Genomic DNA, 23,543 nt, shown 5'->3' on the forward strand with positions numbered 1-23,543 from the left:
GCCATGCAATTCATCCAGCCCGAACTCCATTCCCGCCGCGCCTTCCTGCGCCGCTCGGCCCAACTGGGCATCGCCGGCACCGCCCTGCCATTTGCGCTCAACCTCGCCGCCGTCGGCGAGGCAGCGGCCTTCACCGCCACCGACTACAAGGCGCTCGTCTGCGTCTTTCTGTATGGCGGCAACGACTACGGCAACACCGTCATCACCTACGACGACGACAGCTACAACAAGTACAGCACCATCCGCGGCGGCGGTGGCGGGCAGTCGGCCGGTGGCATCGCCCTGGCAAAGTCCGCGCTCACACCCACGCTGCTGGCGCCCACCACGCCGCTGGCCGGCGGGCGCCAGTACGCGCTGCACCCGTCGATGACGGGGCTGACCAACCTGTTCAACACCGGCAAGGCTGCGGTGCAGCTGAACGTGGGGCCACTGGTGGTGCCGCTGACGCGCGCGCAGTACAACAGCAGCAACCGCGCGCTGTACCCGCTGCCGCCCAAGCTCTTTTCGCACAACGACCAGCAGTCGGTGTGGCAGTCGTCCTCGCCCGAGGGCTCCACCGTCGGCTGGGGCGGCAACCTGGGCGACCTGGCGCTGTCGTCCAACGGTACCTCGCTGTTCACCTGCATCTCCGTCACCGGCAACGCGGTGTTCCTGTCGGGCGACTCGGCGCTGCAGTACCAGGTCAGCACCAGCGGCGCGATTCCGATCAACGGCGTCAAGAACAACGTCTACGGCTCGACCGCCGTGCGCTCGGCGCTCACCTCGCTGATCCAGCAAAACAGCGGCCAGGCGCTGGAAAACGAATACAACCGCATCACCGCACGCGCCGTCGGCGCCGAAGCCACCATCACCTCCGGGTTGGCCGGGGTCAACCTGACCACAGCCTTCCCCACCAACAACCCGCTGGCAGACCAGCTCAAGATGGTGGCCCGCCTGATCGGCGCACGCACCACGTTGGGCAGCAAGCGCCAGGTGTTCATGGTGTCGTTGGGCGGCTTCGACCTGCACGATAACCTGATCTCGCAGCAGCCCGTGCTGATGCAGCGCGTGAGCGAAGCCATGACCGCGTTCTACAACGCCACGGCAGAGCTGGGCCTGGCCGACAAGGTGACCGCGTTCACCGCGTCGGACTTCGGCCGCACGCTCAGCTCCAACGGCGACGGCTCGGACCACGGCTGGGGCAGCCACCACCTGATGGTCGGCGGTGCGGTCAAGGGCAAGGCCTTCTACGGCAAGGCGCCGCCGGTCAGCATCACCAACACGACAGACGCCAACGACCAGTGGCACGTGGGCCAGGGCCGCCTGCTGCCCAGCACCTCGGTCGACCAGTACGCGGCCACGCTGGCCAGCTGGTTCGGTGTGAGCAATACGGAACTGCCGGGCGTGCTGCCGAATCTGAGCCACTTTGGCGGAGCGGACTACCCGACGAATCTGGGATTCATGGTGTGAAGATTGGTGGGCCTGACCGCCCTGTGTCAGGTTCAAGCCATTTCACGAACTGCCGATCCATCTAATTGATAGATATATTCAGCAAAGCCCGGTATTCGAATTTCAATCGCATATTGGGCCATTCGCGCTCAGGGGGCGTTCAATGGGTGACCCCCACAGCAATGCCCAATAGCATTTGCACCCCACCCTAGCACTAAAAAGCCGAACAGCATATTTAATTGAATAATTAATATTTTATTAAATTGCAATCAATCGGCAACTGAGCATTCGAGACATGCTAACAAAAATAAACCATGCAGATATATTTGCAGGGTTTATTTTTGCAACTAGCCGCTTCACTCCGATCGTCTTTCCATCGATTCCTCAGCCCACTGCTAAATCAACGGTGTGCCTGCGCGACGACAGCCATATCCAGAATTTTGCTACAGCCAATTATGAGGCCCAATTTATCAACTGCGCATCAAACGTCTTCAGCATGGACTATCAAAGTTGGACAAAAAATAAACCAACTAATACTATGACTGCGAAGTATTATTTCATACGAAATCATGGCCCTTATGGTTCGCGTCGCGTAAGCACCCCTAACAAAACGATTACATATATTTTCAATTCGTATGACTCATGACCACCTGCATACGCACCGGCCTCTAAAAACGGCACGACACAAGTGGAAAGCGAAATCATCTAACATTGTGTCGCTACATGTGCAAATGGCACTAAAAGAAGCCATGGAGAAAGAAAATATAGCAGTAACGGATTTCGACGATTTGCTATGGATCATGGCGCAAGAATCGGGAGGTGTTGTTGGAGTGCGCGATGGATCATCGACAGCGAGAGGACTTTTTCAACTCCTGATGGCACAATATCCGTTAAACCCCAACGGAGAAAAATCTTTTGGCAACGCAGTGGAAGAATGCCAAGGGGGCATCCACTATATATATGGACGCTATCATTCCTCACAGAAGGCAAAAGCGTTTTGGGAAAAGCACCATTGGTACTAAAATGAAAATAAATCCGCAATCTCTTTGCATTGCATTAATCATTTATTCAACCTCTATTTCTGCTGCCGACCACTCTCACCCCATCAGCTTCGACACATACAAGGTAGGCGTTGCAACTAAAAAAAGCTCAGTACTGCCGAAAACAACTTCCGCTGACGCTACTCCGTACATCTCTCAACTCAACTCCGCAGCAAGACAACCCATCAATTTTGCAGGGCACTATATCCTGGCTACGTGGGGCTGCGGTTCTGGTTGTGTGATGGGCGGTGCAATCGACACCGTGACAGGGCGTGTGGTGATGCTGCCGTTCACTGTATCCAATTGGCCGCTCCAGGTCGTGGAACCCCTCGCTTTTCAGAAAGACAGTGCTCTTCTCGTTATTCAAGGCAGCAGGAATGAGCAAGGATCGGGCATCCACTACTACCAGTTTGATGGTTCTCAATTCAAGTTATTGAAGACGGTTAATCACTAACGCTATCTAACCTTGCTCAGCGCTTTCGCTACGCTGGCGGGCTGCGGCCATCAAATCGCCAACGATGGGTCGCAGCTCCGAACTTGAACAATTCGGCCGAGACGCTGCGCCAAGGTCGTGCTGCCATGCTTGTCAGGGCCAAGTAGAGCAACCGCAATGCTGAGCGCTAATAATGGCCGGATGACACCTTCATCCTCTTCGCCTCCGTCGCCCCGCCCCCGTATCGTCATCATCGGCTGCGGCTTCGGCGGCCTGGAAGCCGCGCGTGCGCTGCGGGGCGCCGCGGTGGATGTGACGCTGATCGACAAGACCAACCACCACCTCTTCCAGCCCCTGCTGTACCAGGTCGCCACGGCCGGGTTGTCGGCGCCCGCCATTGCTGCGCCCATACGGCATTTGTTTCGGCAGCAGCCCAACGTCACCACCTTGCTGGGCGAGGTCCAGCGCATCGATGTGGCGGCGCGCACGGTGTATCTGAAGGACGGGCCCCACCCATCCGAGCCTTTGCACTACGACCACCTGGTGGTGGCGGCAGGCGCCACGCACAGCTACTTCGGCCAGGACGCGTGGGCCACGCATGCGCCGGGGCTCAAGACGCTGGACGACGCCTTCGAGATCCGCCGCCGCATCCTGCTGGCGTTCGAGGCGGCCGAGAAAGAGGCCGACGTGCAGCGCCGCGCCGACTGGCTCAACTTCGTCGTGGTGGGCGCCGGGCCCACGGGGGTGGAGATGGCGGGCACGCTGGCCGAGATCGCCAACCACACGCTGCCCGGCGAGTTTCGCCACATCGACCCCGCCAGCGCCAGGATCATCCTGCTCGAAGGCGGCGCGCGGGTGCTGCAGGCCATGCCCGAGGCGCTGAGCCAGCGCGCGAAGGAGCAACTGGAGAAGCTGGGCGTAGAGGTGCGGCTGCAGGCCCGTGTCACGGCCATTGATGCTGGAGGTTTGATGGTGGAATCGCCTGCTACCGCTGGCTCAGCAGGCGCCAACAGCTATCAAATCAAGAGCAAATGCATTGTTTGGGCTGCGGGGGTGGCGGCCTCGCCGCTGGGCCGGCACCTGGCCGAAGCCACCGGCTGCACCACCGACCGCGCAGGCCGCGTGGTCGTGGCGCCCGACCTGTCGCTGCCCGGCCACCCGGAGATCAGCGTGATCGGCGACCTGGCCTCGGCCCAAAGCCATGCGCCCGGGCACGAGCCCAAGCCGGTGCCCGGCGTGTCGCCGGGTGCCAAGCAGATGGGCCGCGCCGCGGCGGCCAACATCCTGCGGCGGCTCGGTGGCCAGCCCACGCAGCCGTTTCGCTACAGCGACTACGGCAACCTGGCGACCATCGGCCGCAACTCGGCGGTGGTGGACCTCACCTCGCCCGCGGGGCCGGTGCGGTTTTCGGGCTACTTCGCGTGGCTGTTCTGGCTGTTTGCGCACGTGTACTTTTTGATCGGCTTTCGCAACCGGCTGGTCGTGCTGATGGACTGGGCCTGGGCGTACTGGAGCTTCGCGCGCTATGCGCGGGTGGTGACGGGGATCGAGGGGCAACCGTCCGTGGCCGCAGCGCCGGTATCCAAAACCCCCGACAAGGCCCAACCGTAGGGCACGGACGCCGCAGTACCGCAGCGGGGCGGCGTCTTCCCGCCCCGCCTGCACGCCGGCGTTCCCAGAACCTGGTTCAGCCTCGCGCCCCGGCAGCGCCCTGCGGGCCCCGCAGGTGCGCGATCAGGTCCTCCAGCCGGAGCTTGCTGGCCATCTTGTGTCGCAGGGTCTTGAGCTCTGCCATCACGGCTTGCAACTCACCGGGTGTCGGCTGCAGCGGCCTGAGGCATTGGGCCAGCACCGGCACCACCTCGCGCCGCATGAACCGCCCGCCCGCCAGCACCATCTGCACGATCACGAGCAGCACGCCCAGGGCCATGAACACCAGCACCGCCAGGTCGGACGAGTCGGGGGACACCTTGTGCACGAGGGCGGGCCCGGCGATCATCAAGCCCAGCGCGACCAGCGCCGAGATACCGACCTCCTTGTCGAAATGGGTGGAGGCAAAACGCTTTTCGACCTTGGGCGACAGCAGCAAAAACGGGCTGCGGATCAGCGCCTTGCGGTCATCGGCATGCAGGGCGCGCGGGTCTTCGCGCAGCTGCCGCTCCAGGTCCAGCCGCTCCTTCCAGGCCTGCTCCAGGTTCGGGAAGGTCTGCCGCGCCAGCTCGGGCAAAGACGCCGGTTGGGACGCCGCCGCCGCGTAGTGGGTGGGCTCGGCGTTGAACGCGGTGCCGCACCGCGCACAGGTGCGCTCGTAGCCCACCAGTTCGCCCTGGCTCACGGTGATGTAGTACACGTGCCCCGCCGAGCCCAGGCGCCGCAGCACGAAGGGCCGCGGCTTGCGGCAGATAGGGCAGAAATCGGCCACATGGCCGAGTTTTCGATAGACGAGCTTCTTCCCCCAGACGATGAACATGGGAACCCCTCTCGGTGTGTTGTGTGATTTTTGGGAAACGGGAAGCCGCATGGTACGCACTGCGGCTGCCAAGGCACCGGGGGATGCGCCTGGGAATGCGTCCCTGTTTCCATCACGCAACGCAGTGCCGTGCTCGCCCGCCTGGAATCCTCTCGAACGAAAGACGGTGTACACACAGACCACCATGGCCCGCACAGCAGGGTGGCCCCACGGGGCCGCGCCTCACGGCGGCGGCATCAGGGCCGGACGTCGGCCACCTGCTCCAGCCATTGGGACAGCTCTTGCGCCACTTGCGTCGATGCATCCGACAGCGCGGCCACGCCACCTGCGGCGTCGGCGCTACGGGCGGGGGTCCGCACGATGAACACACGCTGGCCGCGCAGCACCTCGCCGGCCAAGGCGAGGTCCACCACCGTGGCGCGCAGCCGCACCACGCCGGCACTGTCCGTGGCGCTGGTGAACACATGGCTGAACTCTTCCAGCTCCACGCGCAGCACGGACGGCAGGCGGCTGCCCTGGGCTGAGTCGCGCGCCTGGGCGGCGGCGTCGTCGGCCTTGAGGATGGCGCGGCGCTGGCCCAGCTGCTCGCGCAGGCGCTGCTGTACCAGCTGCGCAGGCGGCTGGCTCCAGCGCGCCTGGCTGTAGGGGCGCAGCTGCTGGGTGTCGGCGTACATCAGGCGGTACAGCACGGCGTTGCTGCCTTCGGGCAGGCCGGGCGCGTCCACGTCGGCCAGCGCCAGCGGCGGCAGCGGTGCGCGCCGGTCGGTGGGCACCGGGGCCAGCGCGCCGGGGCCGAAGTCGTACAGCACGGGCCGGGCGGGTGGTGTGGGCAGGGCCGAGCAGCCAGCCAGCAGGATCAGGCCCAGAACGGCGCTCGCGCCGGACAGATAAGCGCGGCCAGCTATGCTTTTGATAGTCTTCATTTGCATTCCTCAGAGATCCATTTCGGCGGCATCGCCACACGCTTCACGACCGGCGCTGCCGGGATACCAGCGCACCCGTGGCACCGGCTTCCCCAGGCCACCGGCTGCGCCCCCCTTCGGGGGGAAAGCGCCGCAGGCGAGGCTCAGGGGGGGCTGAACCCCGCTTCACCCGGGCCGGGCGGTACGCGCCCCGAGCCGTAGATGAAGAGTTGCGGGTTGTCCGACACGCCGCCGGCAGTGCGGCTCAGCTGCCGTGCAGCGCGCGAGGTGTCGTCGGCCGCGCGGTTCAGGCGTGGCAGCGTGGTGGTGCTGAACTGGTCGGCCGCGCGCGCCAGCGATTGCGTGCCGATCGTGATCTGGTCGATGGGCCCGCCGTCGGCGCCCAGGCGCTGGGTGGTCTTGCTCACGTCGGCCGCCAGCGACGACACGCTGGCGCCGGCCTGCTGCAGCGACTGCAGGGTCTTGCGCGCGTCGTTGGCCAGGGGCGGGATCGACGCCAGGGCGGGGTCCAGGCGCTGGGCCACGGTGGCATCGAGCCGCTGGGTCAGCGTGTTGACGCTGCCGGCGGCCAGCGCGATGTTGCCGATGGCCTCGGAGAGCTTTTGCTGGTTGCTGTCCGACAGGATCTGGTTCACGCGGCGCGTGGCTTCTTCGACCTGGCTCAGGATGGCGGGGGCTTGTTCGGCCAGCTTGCCGAACGGTGACGCCTTGATGGGCAAGCGCGGCAGGCCGCTCGGGCCCGGCGGCAGCTCGGGGTAGGGCTTTTCGGCGTCGTCCAGCAGGATGTGGGCCAGGCCCGTGACGCCCTGGTAGCCCAGCACGGCAAAGGTGGTGGGGCTGATGGGCGCCTGCTCGTTCACAGCGATGCGGATGAGCACGTTGCCGCTCACCTGCGGGTCGAACCCGATGCGGGTGACCTTGCCGACGGCCACGCCCTTGTAGCGCACTGCGGCCTGGGGCTGCAGGCCGCCCACGCCGTCCTTGGTGGACAGCTCGAATTGCTCGTAGTTGGCGCTGTCGCGCGTGAGCCAGATGGCCAGGCCCGCCAGCATGGCGGCCACCACCAGCACGAAGATGCCTGCGGCAAGCGCGTGGGATTTGTTTTCCATCAGGTGTGTTCCTTGTCTGGCTGGGGTGCGGCCGGCTGCGCGGGGCCCTGCGCCAATGCAGGTGGAGGTGCGGGTTCAGTGAGGGGGGCGGATGCGGATTCGGGTGCGGGGGCCTGCACCGGCGCCATGGCGCGCTGGCCCCGTTCGCCCATGAAGAACTGCTCGATGAACGGGTGCTTGAAATGCGCCACCTCGTGCGGTGGCCCGGTGACGATGACCTTCTTGTCGGCCAGCACGGCCACGCGGGTGCTGAGGGCGAACAGCGTGTCCAGGTCGTGCGTGACCATCACCACCGTGAGCCCCAGCGCCGCGCGCAGCTCGCGCAGCAGCGCACAGAATTCGTCGGAGCTGTTCGGGTCCAGCCCCGCCGTGGGCTCGTCGAGCAGCAGCAGCGGCGGGTCCATGATGAGCGCACGCGCCAGCGCCACGCGCTTGACCATGCCGCCGGACAAATCGGACGGCATGCGGCTCGCGTGCTCGGGCTTGAGGCCCACCATCTGCAGCTTGACCAGGGCCGCGTCGCGCACCAGGTCATGGGGCAGCGTGCCCTGCTCGCGCAGCGCGAAGGCCACGTTGTCGAGCACGTTGAAGGCCGAGAACAGCGCGCCGTGCTGGAACAGCATGCCCACGCGGCTGGCCGCGCCCTCGCGCCCCATCTCCGACGCCGGCCGCCCCAGCACCGTCACCGTGCCGCGCGCCGGCTTGGCCAGGCCCAGTATCTGGCGCAGCAGCACCGTCTTGCCCGTGCCCGAGCCGCCCACCAGCGACAGCATCTCGCCGCGCTGCACGCTGAAGTTCAGGTCCTGGTGCACGGTGAACGCTTCGGTGCCCTTGCCGAAAATGCTCCACAGCCCGCGCACGTCCACCACCGGCGGCTCGTCCGGCGCCACGGCGATGTGCTCGGGCTTGGCGATGCGTTCAGTCATGGCGCCACTCCCCATATGCGTAGGTACCGCCACCCAACGCAGCAACTGGCGCGCCCCCATGCCAGTGCCACCGTGGAACTGGCTTCGCCCGGCCACGGGTGGCGTCCCCCTCGAGGGGGGGATGGAGCGAAGCGACACAGGGGGGACTTCATATACCGATGTTCTTGAAGCCGATGGCAAAGAGCGCATCCACGATGATCACCATGGTGATCGACGTCACCACCGACGCCGTGGTGCCTTCGCCCAGGCTCTGGGTGTTGGGCTTGACGCGCAGGCCCCAGTGGCAGCCGATGAGCGCGATGAAGGCACCGAACACCACCGACTTGGCCATGGCCAGCCCCAGGTTGCCCACCTTCACCGCGGCGGGCAGCGCCTGCGCGAAATAGGCGGGAGAAATGTCCATGGCCAGGTCGGCCGCCAGCATGCCCCCGGCCAGCGCGGCCAGCGTGGTCCACAGGCTGATGAGCGGCATGGCGATGGCCAGCGCGATGGTGCGCGGCATCACCAGCCGAAAGCCGTGCGGGATGCCCATGACGCGCATGGCGTCGAGTTCTTCGGTCACGCGCATCACGCCGATCTGCGCGGTGATGGCCGAGCCCGAGCGGCCCGCGACCAGGATGGCGGCCAGCATGGGCCCCAGCTCGCGGATCAGCGAGATGCCCAGGATGTTCACGATGAAGGACTCGGCCCCGAACTGGCGCAGCTGCAGGCTCATGAGGTAGGCCAGCACCACCCCGATCAGAAAGCCCACCAGCGCCGTGATGGGCAGCGCCGTCGCTCCCATACGGTACAGGTGGCCCGACACATCCCGCCAGGGCCCGCGGCGCGGGTTGCGCGCCAGGCGGCCCATGTCCAGCACCAGCTGGCCCACCATTTCGAGCATGTGGCGCGCGTGGTTCACGCCATGCAGCACCAGCAGGCCCAGCCGGTCCACCTCTTCGGCCAGCCGCCACGGCTCGCGCGGCGGTTCGGTGCCGGTGGTGAGTTCGGCCACGCGTTCGAGCATGTCGCGCTGGGCGTCGGTGCAGTCCAGCTGCGCGGGCCAGGCCCGCTGCCAGTGGTTCCACACCAGCTGCGCGCCGACATGGTCCAGCCATTGCAGCGGCGTCAGGTCCCAGCCCAGGTCAGGCGCGGCGGGGTTGGATTGCAGTTGTCCCGAGACGGCCGCCCACTGCCTGCGGGTGCCCAGCTCGGCCGCGCCCCAGCGCCCATGCAGTTGCGCACACGCGCCCTGGGGCGTGTCGGTGCGAACTATGCGGGGGGTGTGGTCGGTCATGAACTGGGCGGCGCGGCCGCCAGGTGATAAGGGAGGCTGCATGGTAGCGGAGCCACGCCACCGCAGCGCGTAGGATTTTCTCCCGCCAGAGGCACGGCGCGGGGTGGCCAAAGGCACCCAGTGTGTGAAATTAATATCAAACAGCCCCGTCCCGCTGGACCACCAAGCGCCACCAGCTATTAAAACAATAGCAATAGGCAGGACCCCTATCGACAGGGCATGTGCGATCCGCACAATGGCGCACCGACCCACACTGCACAGCACCGCTGGCCCTGATCCGATCTGCCCTGCCCATGAGCGACACCACGTTTGACACCATCATCATCGGCGGCGGCACCGCCGGCGCCCTGCTCGCCAACCGCCTGAGCGCCGACGGCCGCTACCGGGTGCTGCTGATCGAAGCCGGCCGCAAGGACGACTACCACTGGATCCACATCCCCGTGGGTTATTTGTATTGCATCGGCAACCCGCGCACCGACTGGCTCTACCACACCGAACCCGACGCGGGCCTGAACGGCCGCACGCTGCGCTACCCGCGCGGCAAGACGCTGGGCGGGTGCAGCAGCATCAACGGCATGATCTACATGCGCGGCCAGGCCCGCGACTACGACCAGTGGGCCGAGCTGACCGGCGACGCCAGCTGGCGCTGGGAGAACACCCTGCCCCACTTTCGCCGCCACGAGGACCACTGGCGCCTGGACCAGCCCGGCGGCGTGAATGAAAACTTCAAGCGCCTGCACGGCAACAAGTCCACCGGCAGCACCGGCGAGTGGCGGGTCGAAAAGCAGCGCCTGCGCTGGGACGTGCTGGACGCCTTCGCCCAGGCCGCGCAGCAGGCGGGCATCCCGGCCACCGACGACTTCAACGGCGGCGACAACGAAGGCGTGGGCTACTTCGAGGTCAACCAGAAGAGCGGCTGGCGCTGGAACACGGCCAAGGCCTTCCTGCGCCCCACCTGCTACGGCCGCCCCAACTTCGAGATGTGGACCAGCGCGCAGGCCGCCAAGCTCGTCGTCGAGACCCAGCCCGACGGCACCAAGCGCTGCACCGGCGTGCAGGTGTGGGACGGCCACGAGATGGTCACCGCCCACGCCACCGACGAGGTGATCCTGTGCGCCGGCGCCGTCAACTCGCCGCAGCTGCTGCAGCTGTCGGGCATCGGCCCCGCCGCGCTGCTGCGCCAGCACGGCATCGACGTGGCGGTCGACCTGCCCGGCGTGGGGGCCAACCTGCAGGACCACCTGCAGATCCGCGCGGTGTTCAAGGTCAATGGCGTGCCCACGCTCAACGCCATGGCCGGCTCGCTGTGGGGCAAGGCCAAGATCGGCCTGGAATACGCGATGAAGCGCAGCGGGCCCATGAGCATGGCGCCGTCGCAGCTGGGCGCGTTCACGCGCAGCAGCGCGAGCCAGCCCTACCCCAACATCGAATACCACGTGCAGCCGCTGTCGCTCGACGCCTTCGGCGAGCCGCTGCACAGCTTTCCGGCGTTCACGGCCAGCGTGTGCAACCTCAACCCCACCAGCCGCGGCACGGTGACCATCAAGGCGCCCGACTTCAAGGCCGCCCCGGCCATCGCGCCCAACTACCTCTCCACGCCCGAAGACCGCCAGGTGGCTGCCGACAGCCTGCGCGTCACCCGCCGCATCGTCGCCCAGCCCGCGCTGGCCGCGTACCAGCCCGAGGAATGGAAGCCCGGCGTGCAGTTTGAAAGCGACGAAGACCTGGCCCGCCTGGCCGGCGACATCGCCACCACCATCTTCCACCCCGTGGGCACCACCAAGATGGGCCGCGACGGCGACCCGATGGCCGTGCTGGACTCGCAGATGCGCGTGCGCGACCCGCGCAACGGCCCCGGCGCCGTGGTGGCCGGCCTGCGCGTGGTGGATGCGGGCGCCATGCCCACCATCACCAGCGGCAACACCAACTCGCCCACGCTGATGCTGGCGGAGAAGGCGGCGGAGTGGATCGTGAAGGCGCGGCAGGCGGCACGCCAAACGGCGTGACTGGGGGCGTGACGGGGGCGTGATGGAGTTTGATAGGGAGCGATGAGGGCTTGATGGCGGCATCGCAGGCGGCGGGCTCCAGTACTCCCACCCACCGTTCGGGCTGAGTTTGTCGAAGCCTGTGCCGCGCTTCGACGGGCTCAGCGTGAACGGTTTTTGTTGTTTGAAGCCACTGGGCAGGGCCCCGGAACAAACCGCAGCGATTCCCTGCACCACCCGCCAATGCTCGCAGGCAGGCAGTCAATCCAGCGGGATCGGAGTTGAGCTGAGGTCACCGCCTGTGATGTGACTACCATCGCGCCCCATGTACTCCTCCACCTTCATCTTTGCCACCCGGCAGTTCGACGACACCTTCCACCGCCTGGACCAGGCGATTGCCACCGCGGCCCGGTCCATCGACGGCTACCTGGGCGAAGAGGCATGGGAGGACACGGCGCGGGGCCTCGTCTCCAACGTGTATTACTGGAAGTCGCTCGAGGCGCTGCAGGCGCTCATGAGCCACCCCACGCACCTCGAGGCCAAGGCCGCGCAGGCGCAGTGGCTGAACGGCTACCAGGTGGTGGTGTCGCAAGTGCTGCGCACCTATGGCGACGACAAGCTCACAGGCCTGCTGCCCACTGCCGCCCTGTTTGCAGGCGGCGGCACTCCCGCGCACTGAGCAATACCGGCGGCGAGACACCCGCTAGCGGATACCGCCCACATAGCGCGGCACCTCGGGAGCGGGCTCGGGCGCGGCAGGCGCACTGCGCTGGCGCATGGCCTGGGTCGCCACGTCCAGCAGGGGGCGGCGCGGCGCAGGCGGTGGCACCGCGTGCATGGCGTGGTCCAGCCGGTCGGCCCAGTCGGCCAGTTCGGGCACACCGTCTTCCTGGGCGCGCTGGCGCGCAAAGCGCACCACCTCGGCCGCATAGTCCACGTTCACGGCCATCCACTCGGTGTCCGTCACACGCCCCGTCTTGCGGCGCAGCAGCACGTGCAGGTGGGCGGCAATGGCCAGCTTGTCGGAATCAGGCATGGTCGCTCCTTGAGACATAGGGATCACAGTTCAGTGGAAGTAACGTCTGAAGGTGGCCCTGCCCACGGCCTTCGAGCCCGCACGCCCCAGGCGAGGGCCACCGTGGAACTGGCTTCGCCAGGCCACCGGTGGCGTCCCCCCCCAGGGGGAAGGCGCCGAAGGCGACTCAGGGGGAGCCATAGCTACCCCAACCGCTCACGGTGCTGCGCGATGTCCAGCCCCGTCTGCTCGCTCAGCTCGTCCACCCGCAGGCCCACCACAAAGTTGGTGATCCACAGCAGCACCCCGGTCACCACCAGGCTGTAGGCCATCACGGCGCCCACGCCGATGGCCTGGGTGAGCAGGCTGCCCGAGGCGCCGCCCACCGTGGGGCTGGCCAGCACGCCGGTGAGCAGCGAGCCCACGATGCCGCCGATGCCATGCACGCCGAACACATCCAGCGAATCATCGGCACGCAGCAGGCGCTTGAGCCCCGTGGCGCCCCAGTAGCAGGCCAGGCCCGCCACCAACCCGATGACCACCGCCGAGCGCAGCGTGACAAAACCTGCGGCAGGCGTGATGGCCACCAGGCCCGCGATGAGGCCCGAGCACAGCCCAAGCAGCGACGGGCGGCCGCGCACGATCCACTCGCCCACCATCCACGACAGGGCGCCCGCGGCCGCTGCCAGGTGGGTGACCGCCATGGCCAGCCCCGCACGGCCATCGGCCGCCACGGCAGAGCCCGCGTTGAAGCCGAACCAGCCCACCCACAGCATGCCGGCGCCCGCCATGGTGAGCCCCAGGTTGTAGGGTTCGAACGGCTCGCGCCCGTAGCCGGTGCGCCGCCCCAGGTACCAGGCGCACACCAGGCCCGCGACGCCCGCGTTGACGTGCACCACCGAGCCCCCCGCAAAGTCGAGCGCGCCCATCTTTGCGAGCCAGCCGCCGGGCTCCCACACCCAGTGGGCCACGGGGGCGTAGACCAACAGCGTCCACAGGCTGGTGAAGATGAGCAGCGCAGAAAACCGCATGCGCTCGACCAGCGCCCCCACCAGCAGCGCGGCGGTGATGATGGCGAAGGTGAGCTGGAACATCGCGTACACCGACTCGGGGATGTGCGGCGCCACATGGCTCACCGCGAGCTTGCCGCCCGCGAGATCGAAGTCCAGCCCGGCAAAGCCCGCCCGATCCCACCCGCCCAGCCACGGGCTGCCGGGCGTGAAGGCCAGCGAGTAGCCTGCCGCGAACCAACACAGGCTGACCAGCGCCGCCACCGCGACCACGCTGGCCATGGTGTTGAGCACGTTCTTCTTGCGCACCATGCCGGCATAGAACAGCGCCACGCCCGGCAGCGTCATCAGCAGGACGAGAGCGGTAGAGGTCATCATCCAGCCGGTGTGCGCAGCGCTGATGGTGTCCTGCGACATCAGAGTGGGCCGCACCAGCGCGGGCGCAGCCACGGCCCCCGCCACAGCCGGGGCCGCCACGGCAGCGCCTGCAGCCCCCGCGTCCGGCAGCGTCCCCTGCTGCGCCAGCGCAGCCCCGCACAGCCCCAGACACAACACCACCACTGCCACAACCCGGTGCACGACTCCCTGCATGAAGGCTCCTTCTCGCAAATTGTTACAAGCAAGTTGCACGAGCCATGCCAGCAGAAAATGCCAGGAATACACAGGGAAGCCCGGCACCGTGCCCTGTTAAGGGGTCGGGAAACCCCCAATGCACCACCCGGGTGCGGCCGTTACAGTTGCGGCACTCGAAAGCGCGCTCCGGTGTGCCAAGCGAGGGGCCGAGGAGACACTCTTTCTACCAACAACGATATTCAAAGCACCCAACGAGGTGCAGACCCTTTCCAGGCGCTGGCGATCCCAGCGCCTTTTTCTTGCCTGCTCGCAGCGTGTGCGGCCTCCGCCGGGCGCACCGATGACTCCTGAATTGATAGCGCACCGGGTGCGACAATCCAGCGATGGAATGGATTTTTATCACCCTGGCCTCGCTGCTGGCAGGGTTTGTGGACGCGATCGTGGGCGGAGGGGGGCTGGTGATGGTGCCGGCGCTGTTCGCGGCTTTTCCGGCGGCGCCGCCGGCCACGCTGCTGGGCACCAACAAGGCCGCGTCGGTGTGGGGCACGGCCATGGCCACCTGGCAGTACAGCCGGCGCGTGCAGGTGCGGTGGCACGCCATGCTGCCCGCGGCCGCCGCGGGGTTCGCGGGCTCTTTCGCCGGCGCGTGGGCCGTGACGGTGATGTCGGCGGACTTTCTGCGCAAGCTGCTGCCGCTGGTGCTGCTGGGTGTGCTGGCCTACACCCTGGCCAAGAAGGAGCTGGGGCGGCACCACACGCCGCGCTACAGCGGCCGCACGGAGGTGGTGGCCGCCAGCCTGATCGGCGTGCTGATCGGTTTCTACGACGGGTTCTTCGGCCCCGGCACCGGCAGCTTCTTCGTCTTTTTGTTCGTGCGGCTGCTGGGGTATGACTTCCTCAACGCATCGGCGTCGGCCAAGCTGCTCAACTGCGCGACCAACTTTGCCGCCATCGCACTGTTCGCGGCCAAGGGCCACGTGTGGTGGCACTTCGCGGTGACGCTGGCGGTGGCCAACGTGGTGGGCAGCCTGTTGGGCACGCACCTGGCGCTCAAGCACGGCACGGGCTTTGTGCGCGGCATCTTCATCGTGGTGGTGAGCACGCTGATCCTCAAGACCGGCTACGACGCATTTCTTCGGTAACCCCCTGAGTCGCCTTCGGCGCCGCCCCCTGGAGGGGGACGCCCCCAGCGCGGCGGGGCGGCCCCTGCGCGGGGACACTGGGCTGGGGCGCGCCGGTAGCGCAGACCGCGCCCTGTAGTCGGCGGCCCAGCCCCTGCGTCCTGTTGGGGACACCGCTCTAAACCTGTTGTGAATTGGCACACAACGGGGCTTTGAGGGTTGTCCGCAGGCCCAAGGGAAAAATTCGCATATTTATAATCGTTACCACTTGATGACGGCAGGCTTCGCGTTTTGCGATGCCTGTATGTCCGAACCACCAGCCTCCGGCCTGCTACCCGCATGCCGGATTTTTTGTACCTGAAATACCCCTGACAGGACCCCTCCCATGAAATTGTTCAAGGCTGTAGCCACCGCCCTCGCGCTTTGCGCCGCTTTTTCCGCCGCCCAAGCCCGCACGCTGGACGAGGTCAAGAAGGACGGCAAGATCCTGATTGCGACCGAGGGGCAGTTCGCTCCGTTCAATTTCTTCAACGGCACCACGCTGACGGGCTTCGAAGTGGAGACGGCCGAACTGGTGGCCAAGAAGATGGGTGTCACCATCCAGTGGAAGACCCTGGGTTTTGATGCGCTGCTGACCGGACTGCGCCAGGACCGCTGGGACCTGGTGATCGCCTCGCACGGCATCACCGACGAGCGCGCCAAGGCCGTCACCTTCACCGACCCGCACTACTGCTCGGGCGGCATGATCATCGCCATGGACCCCGCCATCAAGAGCGCCAAGGACTTGGCGGGCAAGGTGGTGGCCGTGCAGACCGGCACCAGCTACCTCGAGAACGTGCAGAAGGTCTCTTCCATCAAGGAAATGAAGAACTTCCCCACCGACGTGGACGCCCGCAGCGCGCTGAACTCGCGCCGCGTGGACGCCTGGGTGACCGACCGCTTCGTGGCCAAGGCCGTGGCCGAGAAGAACCCCGGCGCGGGCTTCAAGCTGGGCGACATGCTGTTCATCGAGCGCATCGCCGCGGCCGTGGCCAAGGGCAACACCTCGCTGGCCGGCGGCTGGAACAAGGCCCTGGCCGAAGTCATGGCCGACGGCAGCTATGCCGCGCTGTCCAAGAAGTATTTCAACGAAGACGTCCGCTGCCAGTAAGCACGACCCGCTTGTAGCTACCGGGGTCTTTTTTCATGCTCACTGCCTTTTGGCCGCAGCGCTGGAGCCGCCAGCAGCGCAGCAACGCCACGCTCGTCTCGGCCGTCATCCTGATGGTGCTGGCGCTGTCTCTGCTGGGCACATTGCTGTCCTTTTTGCCCGATCCCATCGGCCCCAACGCCCAGGCGTTCTCTGACGGCGCGCGCACCACCCTGTGGCTCACGCTGATCAGCGGCAGCGTGGGGCTGGTGCTGGGCACCGGCGCGGCACTCGCCCGCACATCGCGCTTTGCAGCGGTGCGCTGGGTCGCGAGCTTCTACATCTGGGTCATCCGCGGCACGCCGCTCTTGGTGCAGATCCTGTTCGTGTACTTCGCGCTGCCGGTGCTGGTGCCGGGCCTGAACCTGCCCGACTTCGCGGCCGCCGTGCTGGCGCTGGGCCTGAACGTGGGTGCCTACAACGCCGAGGCCATCCGCGCCGGGCTGCTGGCCGTGCCGCGCGGCCAGACCGAGGCGGCCAAGGCCCTGGGCCTGGGGCGGATGCACGTGTTCATGGACGTGGTGTTTCCGCAGGCGTTCAAGTTCTCGCTGCCGCCGCTGGTGAGCAACTTCGTGGCGCTACTCAAGGACTCGTCGCTGGCCTACGCCATCGGCGTGGTGGAGCTGACCAATGTGGGCAATCGCATCCAGTCGGCCACGTTCCAGCCCATTGCCACGCTGTCCACGGTGGCCATCACCTACCTGCTGCTGACCACCCTGGTCACGCAGATCTCGAACGCGGTGGAATACCGCTTCGACGTGGAAGGCCGCAACCAATGACGGGCGCGTCCACACCCTTCATCGTGGTGGACCGGGTCTGCAAGTCGTTCGGCGCGCACCAGGTTCTGAAGGACGTCTCCACCACGTTCAACACCGGCGAGGTCACCGTGATCATCGGTGCATCGGGCTCGGGCAAGAGCACCTTGCTGCGCGCCATCAACCGGCTCGAACCCCACGACTCCGGCCGCATCACCATCGGGGGCGAAGACGTCACCGACGACCTGGCCACGCTGCAAAAGCAGCGCAGCGAGGTCGGCATGGTGTTCCAGCAGTTCAACCTGTTCGGCCACATGAGCGTGCTGGACAACGTGACGCTGGCCCCCCGCCGCATCCGCCGCACGCCGCGCGCCCAGGCCAACGAGCAGGCCATGGCCCTGCTGCGCCGCGTGGGCATGCAGGACCATGCGCACAAGTACCCCTGGCAACTGTCGGGCGGCCAGCAGCAGCGTGTGGCCATTGCGCGCGCGCTGGCCATGCAGCCCCAGGTGATGCTGTTCGACGAGCCTACCTCGGCCCTGGACCCGGAGATGGTGCAGGAGGTGCTCGACGTGATGCGCGAGCTGGCCCGTGGCGGCATGACCATGATCGTGGTGACCCACGAAATGGGCTTCGCGCGCGAGGTGGCCGACCGCGTGATGTTCTTCGACCAGGGCCGCATCGCCCACGACGCACCTCCCAGCGAATTTTTCAATAACCCCGCCAACGACCGTATCCGAGCCTTCATCGGACGCATGGGCGCCTGAGATCCAGGTGCTCTGCGACAACCACCACAAGCCCCTACCGGAGTGACCATGAAACTGAACCACACGTTCCTTGCCCTGCTGGCCGCCGGCCTGTGCAGCCTGCCACCCGCAGCGTTGGCCCAGACCGCCAAGGATTTCGAAGAGATGCGCAACGAGCTCAAGGCGCTGCGTGCCGAGCTCAACCAGCTCAAGGCCCAGCAGGCCCAGGCACCGGCTGCAGCGCCCGCGGGCGCGTCGGCATCGGCCTGGAACGACCGCATCGACGCGGTCGAGCTCAAGCAGAAGGACGCCGTGGTGCTGGGCGACATTCCGGGAAGCTTCCGCCTGCCGGGCAGCGAGACATCGATCCGCATCTACGGTTTTGCAGAAGCCAACATGGTCAAGGACTTCAAGGGCACCGCGCCTGGCGACACCTTCACCAACCTGATGGAGCAGCCCCTGGGTGACAACCACTCGGGCAAGGCCAGCCTGACCGCGCAGACCTCGCGCTTCGGCTTCGAGACCTCCACGCCCACCTCCATCGGCACGTTCAACACCAAGATCGAAGCCGACTTCTATGCCTACTGCGGCAGCGAGTGCAACCGGGGCCGCCTGCGCCTGCGCCACGCCTACGGCGAGTACGCCGGCTGGCTCATCGGCCAGACCTGGTCGACCTTCATGGACACCGACAACCTGCCCGAGACGGTGGACTTCAACGGCCCGCCCGGCGCGACCTTCCGCCGCCCCACGCAGGTGCGCTACACGTACAACGACCCCAACCTGGCCAAGTTCCAGTTCGCCATCGAAGAACCCACCGACGGCGCCAGAAGCCCCAACCTGGTGGCCCGCGTGGACAAAGCCTTCGACTGGGGCAACGTCAACGCCCGTCTGATGTCGCACGAGCAGCGTGTGGACGGCGTGAGCAAGCGCGGCATGGGCTTCGGCCTGGGCGCGGGCTACAAGATCACCGGCACCACCACGCTGATGGCGCAGTACACGCGCCTGGACGGCGATGGCGACGGCGCCTACCTGGTGGGCACCAACTACCCGGTGCTGGATGCCGGCACGGTGCGCCTCGACAAGTCGCACGGCGTGGTGCTGGGCCTGTCCAACGTGTTCAGCGAGAAGCTGCGCGGCACCGTGTCGCTGGGCATGGTGCGCTCGCGCAACAAGCTGGGCGACGCCTACGTGAACGCGTACGGCGCCGAAGGCAACCACAAGCTGTACCAATGGCACGCCGGCATGTACTACCTGCCGATCAAGAACGTGGAGCTGGGCGGCGAGCTGATCGGCGGCCGCCGCACGACGTTCGATGGCCAGCAGGGTGACATGCTGCGCCTGAATCTCCAGGCACGCTACCTTTTTAATTGACACCCCCTGAGGCGCTGCGCGCCTTCACCCCTCTCTCTACGCGCTGCGCGCTACGGGAGGGGGACGCAGCCAGCGGCCTGGCAGAGCCAGTTCCGCTGCTACCTGGCGTGGGCCGCGCCTGTACGGCGGCAGCAGGCCGTGCACAGGGCGCTGAGCAGGACATCATTTGCAAGCGGCTGTTCGGGGAACCGACCAGCCCTTTCTTTTTTAAAGCCAATGAAACCCGAACGTCTGGGCCTGGTGGCCTTGCTGGTGGTGACCGTGGTGTGGGGCACCACCTTCCCCGCCATGAAGCTGTTGTCCGCGCACCTGGATGCACTGCAGATCATCTGGCTGCGTTTTGTCATCGCACTGGTGGTGCTGGCCCCGCTGTGGTGGGGCATGCGGCGCGGCGAGCGGGTGTGGGGCTGTGCGCTGGGGGTGTTGCTGTTCCTGGCGTTCTGGCTGCAGATCGAGGGGCTGGCGCGCACCAGCAGCAACCGCAATGCGTTCGTGACCGGGCTCAATGTGCTGGTGGTGCCGCTGATCGCCATGGCCGCGCTGGGGCGCCGTTACGGCTGGGCACTGTGGGCCGCGTGCGCCATGGCGTGTGCCGGCATGGCCCTGATGTTCCACGAGAACGAGCCCTGGAACCTGGGCGATACGCTGACGCTGGCGAGCACGGTGTTCTACGCGCTGTACATCCTGGCGCTGGAGGCCTGCGCCAGCCGCACGGCCGCGCACCCGCTGCGGGCCACGCGCATGGCGGCTGCGCAGGCGACGGTGATGGCGCTGGCGTCCACCGCGCTGCTGCTGGGGCGGGGTGGCGGCATAGGCTGGCTGGAGCAGTCCGCCACACGGCTGCCCACCGATGCCTGGGTGGCCCTGCTGTACCTGGGCCTGCTGGCGAGCGTGGTGGTGGTGAGCTTGCAGGCCTGGGGCCAGCAGCGGGTGGATGCCATGCGCAGCGCCATCGTCTTCGGGCTGGAGCCGGTGTTTGCCGCGCTCACCGCCTGGGCGCTGCTGAGTGAGCGGCTGGGGTGGGCGGGCCTTGCCGGCGCGGCGCTCATCGTCGCGGCGCTGGTGTTCAGCCAGCTGGCGCCATCCGCCAACGCGAAGGTGCGGCCGCCGGCCTGAAGTCCCACCGCCGGATGCGCTGCAGGCCTCAGTCCACCCCAAGCCGCTCGGGCTGAATCTGTCGAAGCCAGGGCGTGCCCCGGGCGCGCAAGGCTTCGACGAGCTCGGCACGAACGGTTGGGGGATGTGGCATCTGATGGAAGTCGCTCATCAAGCCACACAATTTCAAATCAAACAGCCGCCTACCGCTTTCTGGACAAGCGCGGAAAGCTATTAAAACAATAGCAAATCCAATCCCCTGCAACACAGGCGGCAGCCGTTGGGGCTGGTGCCCCCCCTCACACGTTGGTGCGCTGCGTCAGGGCAGCGGCAAGGGCACGTCGGCCGCCCGGCGGGGCTTGCCGATGGGGGCGGAGGCCAGACCCTTCTGCACGGCGGCGATGTCTTCTTCGCTGGGGTAGTCGCCCTGCAGCCAGTAATCGAACACACGGCGCGCGATGGGCGCGGCATGCGCTGCGCCAAAGCCCGAGTTCTCCACGATCACCGCAAGGGCGATGCTGGGCGCCTCGGCAGGGGCGTAGGCAGCAAACAGCGAGTGGTCGCGCTGGTGCTCTTCGAGCGCCTTGGCGTTGTACTTCACGTTCTGGCCCAGGCTGACCGCCTGCGCCGTGCCCGTCTTGCCCGCCGAGGTGTAGGGTGCGCCGGCAAACACGCGCGTGCCGGTGCCGCCCTTGTTCACGCCCACCAGGGCGTTGCGCACGATCTCCACGTTCTTGGGGGAATAGCCCAGGTTCTCGCCCGGGGGCTGCACGATCTCGGTCACCACGCCGGTGACCGAGTTCTTGATGGCCTTGGCCAGGTGGGGGCGGTAGCGAGTGCCGCCGTTGGCCAGCGTGGCCTCGGCCAGCGCGAGCTGCAGCATGGTGAAGTTGTTGTAGCCCTGCCCGATGCCCAGGGACACGGTCTCACCCGGGAACCAGCGCTTCATGTCGGCGCGCTTGTAGGTGTTGCGCTTCCACTCGGTGCTGGGCAGCGTGCCGCGCACTTCACCGTTCAGGTCGATCCCCGTGCTCTGGCCAAAGCCCAGCGGTTTCATGAAGTCGTGGATGGCGTCCACGCCCATCTCGACGGCCAGCGAATAGAAGTAGGTGTTGCTCGAGAACTGGATGGCGCGGTGCATGTCCACCCCGCCCAGGCCGCCTTCGTGGCTGCGGAAGGTGTGGCCACCAAACGTGTACGAGCCCGGGTCGTTCACCACCAGGCTGGGCGAGCGCTTGCCCAGCTGCAGGGCCGCCAGCGCCATGAAGGGCTTGTACGTGGAGCCCGGTGGGTACGTGCCGCGCAGTGCGCGGTTGAGCAGGGGCTTGTCGATGGATTCGTTGAGCGCCGCCCAGTTCTCCACGTCGATGCCTTCGACAAAGAGGTTGGGGTCGAACGTGGGCTTGCTCACCAGCGCCAGGATCTCGCCGTTGCGCGGGTCGATGGCGACCAGCGCGCCGCGGCGGCTGCCGTAGAGCTCTTCGATGAGTTTCTGCAGCTTGATGTCGATGGACAGCATCACGCTGTCGCCGGGCGTGGCCGCGTGGCTCGACAGCTTGCGCACCGCGCGGCCGCCGGCCGATGTCTCCATCTGCTCGACACCGGTGGTGCCGTGCAGCGACGACTCGAAGCTTTGTTCGACCCCGAGCTTGCCGATGTACTCGGTGCCCCGGTAATTGGCCTCGTCTTCCGAGTCCTGGATGCGCGCCTTTTCCGGCTGGTTGATGCGGCCGATGTAGCCGACGGCGTGGGCGCCTACTTCGCCCATCGGGTAGTTGCGAAACAACCGCGCCTTGATGTCCACGCCCGGAAAGCGATAGCGCTGCGCGGTGAAGCGCGCGACCTCCTGGTCCGTAAGGCGTGTGCGGATGGGCAGGGATTCGAAGTTGCGCGACTCTTCCATCAGCCGCTTGAAGCGGCGGCGGTCGCGCGTCTGGATGTCCACGATCTTGGCCAGCTCGTCGATGGTCTCATCGAGCACGCCCGCGCGCGAGGGCGTGATCTCCAGCGTGTAGGCCGAGTAGTTGGTAGCCAGCACCACACCGTTGCGGTCCAGGATGAGCCCCCGGTTCGGCACGATGGGCACGACCGCCGTGCGGTTGCTCTCGGCCTGCGCGGCCAGGTCGTCATGGCGGACCACCTGCAGATACACCAGCCGCGACACCACCAGGCCGAACGCGAACAGCACCACCAGCCCAATGATGAACGCCCGCAGCCGAAACCGCGATGCGTCGGCTTCGCTGTTGCGCAGCTCAGTCATGGCTGAACTCCATGCGCCTGCTGCCCGTGAAACCAGTCCCGCACAGGCCAGTGCCGCAAAACTGACTTTGCCAAGCTATAGGTGGCGTCCAGAGGAAGGATGGCAAGCGGCTCAGGAGAGGCTTCATTGCGCGGCGCAGCGCCCGCAAGCGCACGGCCCAGGCCAGTGCCACCGTGGAACTGGCTTTGCCAGGCCACGGGTGGCGTCCCCCTCCCGAAGGAGAGGGGGAAGGCGCGAAGCGACTCAGGGGGAGCTTCATCACAACGGCCGGTTCTGATCACGGTCCGGCGGCCGACGCTGCGGCGCCAGCAGCACCCAGCTGGCCAGCGGCCACAGCAGCGCCTCGATCAGCGGCGCCAGAAAGCTCCACAAACCGGGGAAGATGCCCCCCGCCGCCATGCGCAGCAAAAGCTCGATCGCATGCGCCAGCGCAAACAGCGGCAGCACCTGCAGCGCCTGCGACGGTACGCTGAACCACAGCAGGCGGCGGTGGACGGCTATGGCGCCGAACGACAGCACGGTGTACGACAGCGCATGCTGGCCCAGCAGCGCCGACTGGCTCACGTCCATGCACAGGCCCAGCAAGAATGCCACGCCCATGCCGATGCGCAGCGGCTGGTGCACGCCCCAGAAGACCAGCAGCACCATGAGCAGGTCGGGCGTCCAGACGATGCGGCCGAGCGGCAGCATGTTGACCGCCAGGCCCACGGCCAGGCTGACGCCGATGAACACCGGGTTGACCGGCAGCAGCAAGGGCTCGCCGCGCGGCATGATCATGGCGTGGGGCCTTTCAGAAATTGCAGCAGTGTGTCCGCCGG

General features: G+C 66.7%; 21 protein-coding genes. 12 read left to right on the plus strand and 9 right to left on the minus strand.

The features are described from left to right. The first annotated feature begins 3 nt into the window (after nt 1–3). From ASF16_RS07235 to ASF16_RS07245, 4 genes are all read left to right on the plus strand, one after another. Nucleotides 4–1,449, plus strand: coding sequence for a DUF1501 domain-containing protein (locus tag ASF16_RS07235; RefSeq protein WP_056164814.1), 1,446 nt, complete (start codon nt 4–6; stop codon nt 1,447–1,449). Between the two features lie 710 nt (nt 1,450–2,159). Further along, complete coding sequence (locus tag ASF16_RS25340) at nt 2,160–2,450, plus strand: hypothetical protein (protein WP_235507285.1); 291 nt, start codon at nt 2,160–2,162, stop codon at nt 2,448–2,450. Next, nucleotides 2,389–2,922: a hypothetical protein gene (locus ASF16_RS26010; protein ID WP_156371977.1), complete on the plus strand. Its 534-nt coding sequence runs from the start codon at nt 2,389–2,391 to the stop codon at nt 2,920–2,922. The genes ASF16_RS25340 and ASF16_RS26010 overlap by 62 nt, the downstream gene beginning before the upstream one ends. 180 nt (nt 2,923–3,102) lie before the next feature. Further along, complete coding sequence (locus tag ASF16_RS07245) at nt 3,103–4,512, plus strand: NAD(P)/FAD-dependent oxidoreductase (RefSeq protein WP_056164818.1); 1,410 nt, start codon at nt 3,103–3,105, stop codon at nt 4,510–4,512. A gap of 76 nt (nt 4,513–4,588) precedes the next feature. Here the strand turns inward: ASF16_RS07245 and ASF16_RS07250 are convergent, their stop codons facing one another. From ASF16_RS07250 to ASF16_RS07270, 5 genes are all read right to left on the minus strand, one after another. Next, the gene (locus tag ASF16_RS07250; RefSeq protein ID WP_056164820.1) at nt 4,589–5,371 is read right to left on the minus strand and encodes a hypothetical protein; all 783 of its coding nucleotides are present in this window, start codon (nt 5,369–5,371) and stop codon (nt 4,589–4,591) included. Between the two features lie 236 nt (nt 5,372–5,607). Next, nucleotides 5,608–6,294: an ABC-type transport auxiliary lipoprotein family protein gene (locus ASF16_RS07255; RefSeq protein WP_056164822.1), complete on the minus strand. Its 687-nt coding sequence runs from the start codon at nt 6,292–6,294 to the stop codon at nt 5,608–5,610. 143 nt (nt 6,295–6,437) lie between these two features. Next, nucleotides 6,438–7,403 (minus strand): MlaD family protein, encoded by a 966-nt coding sequence (locus tag ASF16_RS07260; RefSeq protein WP_056164824.1) that lies wholly within the window; start codon nt 7,401–7,403, stop codon nt 6,438–6,440. Beyond that, entirely contained in the window at nt 7,403–8,329 is a 927-nt protein-coding gene (locus ASF16_RS07265) for an ABC transporter ATP-binding protein (protein WP_056164907.1), read from the minus strand. Before ASF16_RS07265 ends, ASF16_RS07260 begins: the two co-directional genes overlap by 1 nt. 148 nt (nt 8,330–8,477) lie before the next feature. After that, a complete protein-coding gene (locus ASF16_RS07270) occupies nt 8,478–9,605 on the minus strand; it encodes an ABC transporter permease (RefSeq protein WP_056164826.1) in 1,128 nt (375 codons plus the stop codon). A 293-nt stretch (nt 9,606–9,898) separates the two neighbouring features. On the opposite strand from ASF16_RS07270, the gene ASF16_RS07275 reads away from it, so the two are divergent. Both ASF16_RS07275 and ASF16_RS07280 read left to right on the plus strand, forming a co-directional pair. Continuing rightward, on the plus strand, nt 9,899–11,611 hold the full coding sequence (locus ASF16_RS07275) for a GMC family oxidoreductase (protein ID WP_056164829.1): 1,713 nt from the start codon (nt 9,899–9,901) through the stop codon (nt 11,609–11,611). Nucleotides 11,612–11,915: 304 nt separating this feature from the next. Then, a complete protein-coding gene (locus ASF16_RS07280; protein ID WP_056164831.1) occupies nt 11,916–12,269 on the plus strand; it encodes an antibiotic biosynthesis monooxygenase in 354 nt (117 codons plus the stop codon). A 24-nt stretch (nt 12,270–12,293) separates the two neighbouring features. Here the strand turns inward: ASF16_RS07280 and ASF16_RS07285 are convergent, their stop codons facing one another. Together ASF16_RS07285 and ASF16_RS07290 are read right to left on the minus strand one after the other, a co-directional pair. Continuing rightward, nucleotides 12,294–12,626: a hypothetical protein gene (locus ASF16_RS07285; RefSeq protein ID WP_056164833.1), complete on the minus strand. Its 333-nt coding sequence runs from the start codon at nt 12,624–12,626 to the stop codon at nt 12,294–12,296. 182 nt (nt 12,627–12,808) lie between these two features. Further along, nucleotides 12,809–14,206, minus strand: coding sequence for an ammonium transporter (locus tag ASF16_RS07290; RefSeq protein ID WP_082516789.1), 1,398 nt, complete (start codon nt 14,204–14,206; stop codon nt 12,809–12,811). A gap of 365 nt (nt 14,207–14,571) precedes the next feature. On the opposite strand from ASF16_RS07290, the gene ASF16_RS07295 reads away from it, so the two are divergent. The 6 genes from ASF16_RS07295 (at nt 14,572) to ASF16_RS07320 (ending at nt 20,486) form a co-directional block, all read left to right on the plus strand. Then, entirely contained in the window at nt 14,572–15,330 is a 759-nt protein-coding gene (locus ASF16_RS07295; RefSeq protein ID WP_056164834.1) for a TSUP family transporter, read from the plus strand. 364 nt (nt 15,331–15,694) lie between these two features. Next, nucleotides 15,695–16,459, plus strand: coding sequence for an ABC transporter substrate-binding protein (locus ASF16_RS07300; RefSeq protein ID WP_056164836.1), 765 nt, complete (start codon nt 15,695–15,697; stop codon nt 16,457–16,459). A 35-nt stretch (nt 16,460–16,494) separates the two neighbouring features. Then, nucleotides 16,495–17,277 carry an amino acid ABC transporter permease gene (locus ASF16_RS07305; protein ID WP_056164837.1) on the plus strand — a complete coding sequence of 261 codons (783 nt, stop codon included), beginning with the start codon at nt 16,495–16,497 and terminating at the stop codon, nt 17,275–17,277. Continuing rightward, nucleotides 17,274–18,020, plus strand: coding sequence for an amino acid ABC transporter ATP-binding protein (locus ASF16_RS07310; RefSeq protein ID WP_056164839.1), 747 nt, complete (start codon nt 17,274–17,276; stop codon nt 18,018–18,020). The genes ASF16_RS07305 and ASF16_RS07310 overlap by 4 nt, the downstream gene beginning before the upstream one ends. Before the next feature lie 48 nt (nt 18,021–18,068). Beyond that, complete coding sequence (locus tag ASF16_RS07315; protein WP_056164841.1) at nt 18,069–19,370, plus strand: DcaP family trimeric outer membrane transporter; 1,302 nt, start codon at nt 18,069–18,071, stop codon at nt 19,368–19,370. 216 nt (nt 19,371–19,586) lie between these two features. Next, entirely contained in the window at nt 19,587–20,486 is a 900-nt protein-coding gene (locus tag ASF16_RS07320; protein WP_056164843.1) for a DMT family transporter, read from the plus strand. A gap of 298 nt (nt 20,487–20,784) precedes the next feature. Here ASF16_RS07320 and mrdA read toward each other — a convergent pair whose 3' ends face one another. Together mrdA and mreD are read right to left on the minus strand one after the other, a co-directional pair. Beyond that, a complete protein-coding gene (mrdA, locus tag ASF16_RS07325; RefSeq protein WP_056164844.1) occupies nt 20,785–22,725 on the minus strand; it encodes a penicillin-binding protein 2 in 1,941 nt (646 codons plus the stop codon). Nucleotides 22,726–22,983: 258 nt separating this feature from the next. Continuing rightward, nucleotides 22,984–23,502: a rod shape-determining protein MreD gene (gene mreD, locus ASF16_RS07330; RefSeq protein ID WP_056164847.1), complete on the minus strand. Its 519-nt coding sequence runs from the start codon at nt 23,500–23,502 to the stop codon at nt 22,984–22,986. Between the last annotated feature and the right edge of the window lie 41 nt (nt 23,503–23,543).

The sequence above is a fragment of the Acidovorax sp. Leaf78 genome (genome assembly GCF_001422735.1).
GTDB lineage: Bacteria > Pseudomonadota > Gammaproteobacteria > Burkholderiales > Burkholderiaceae_C > Acidovorax.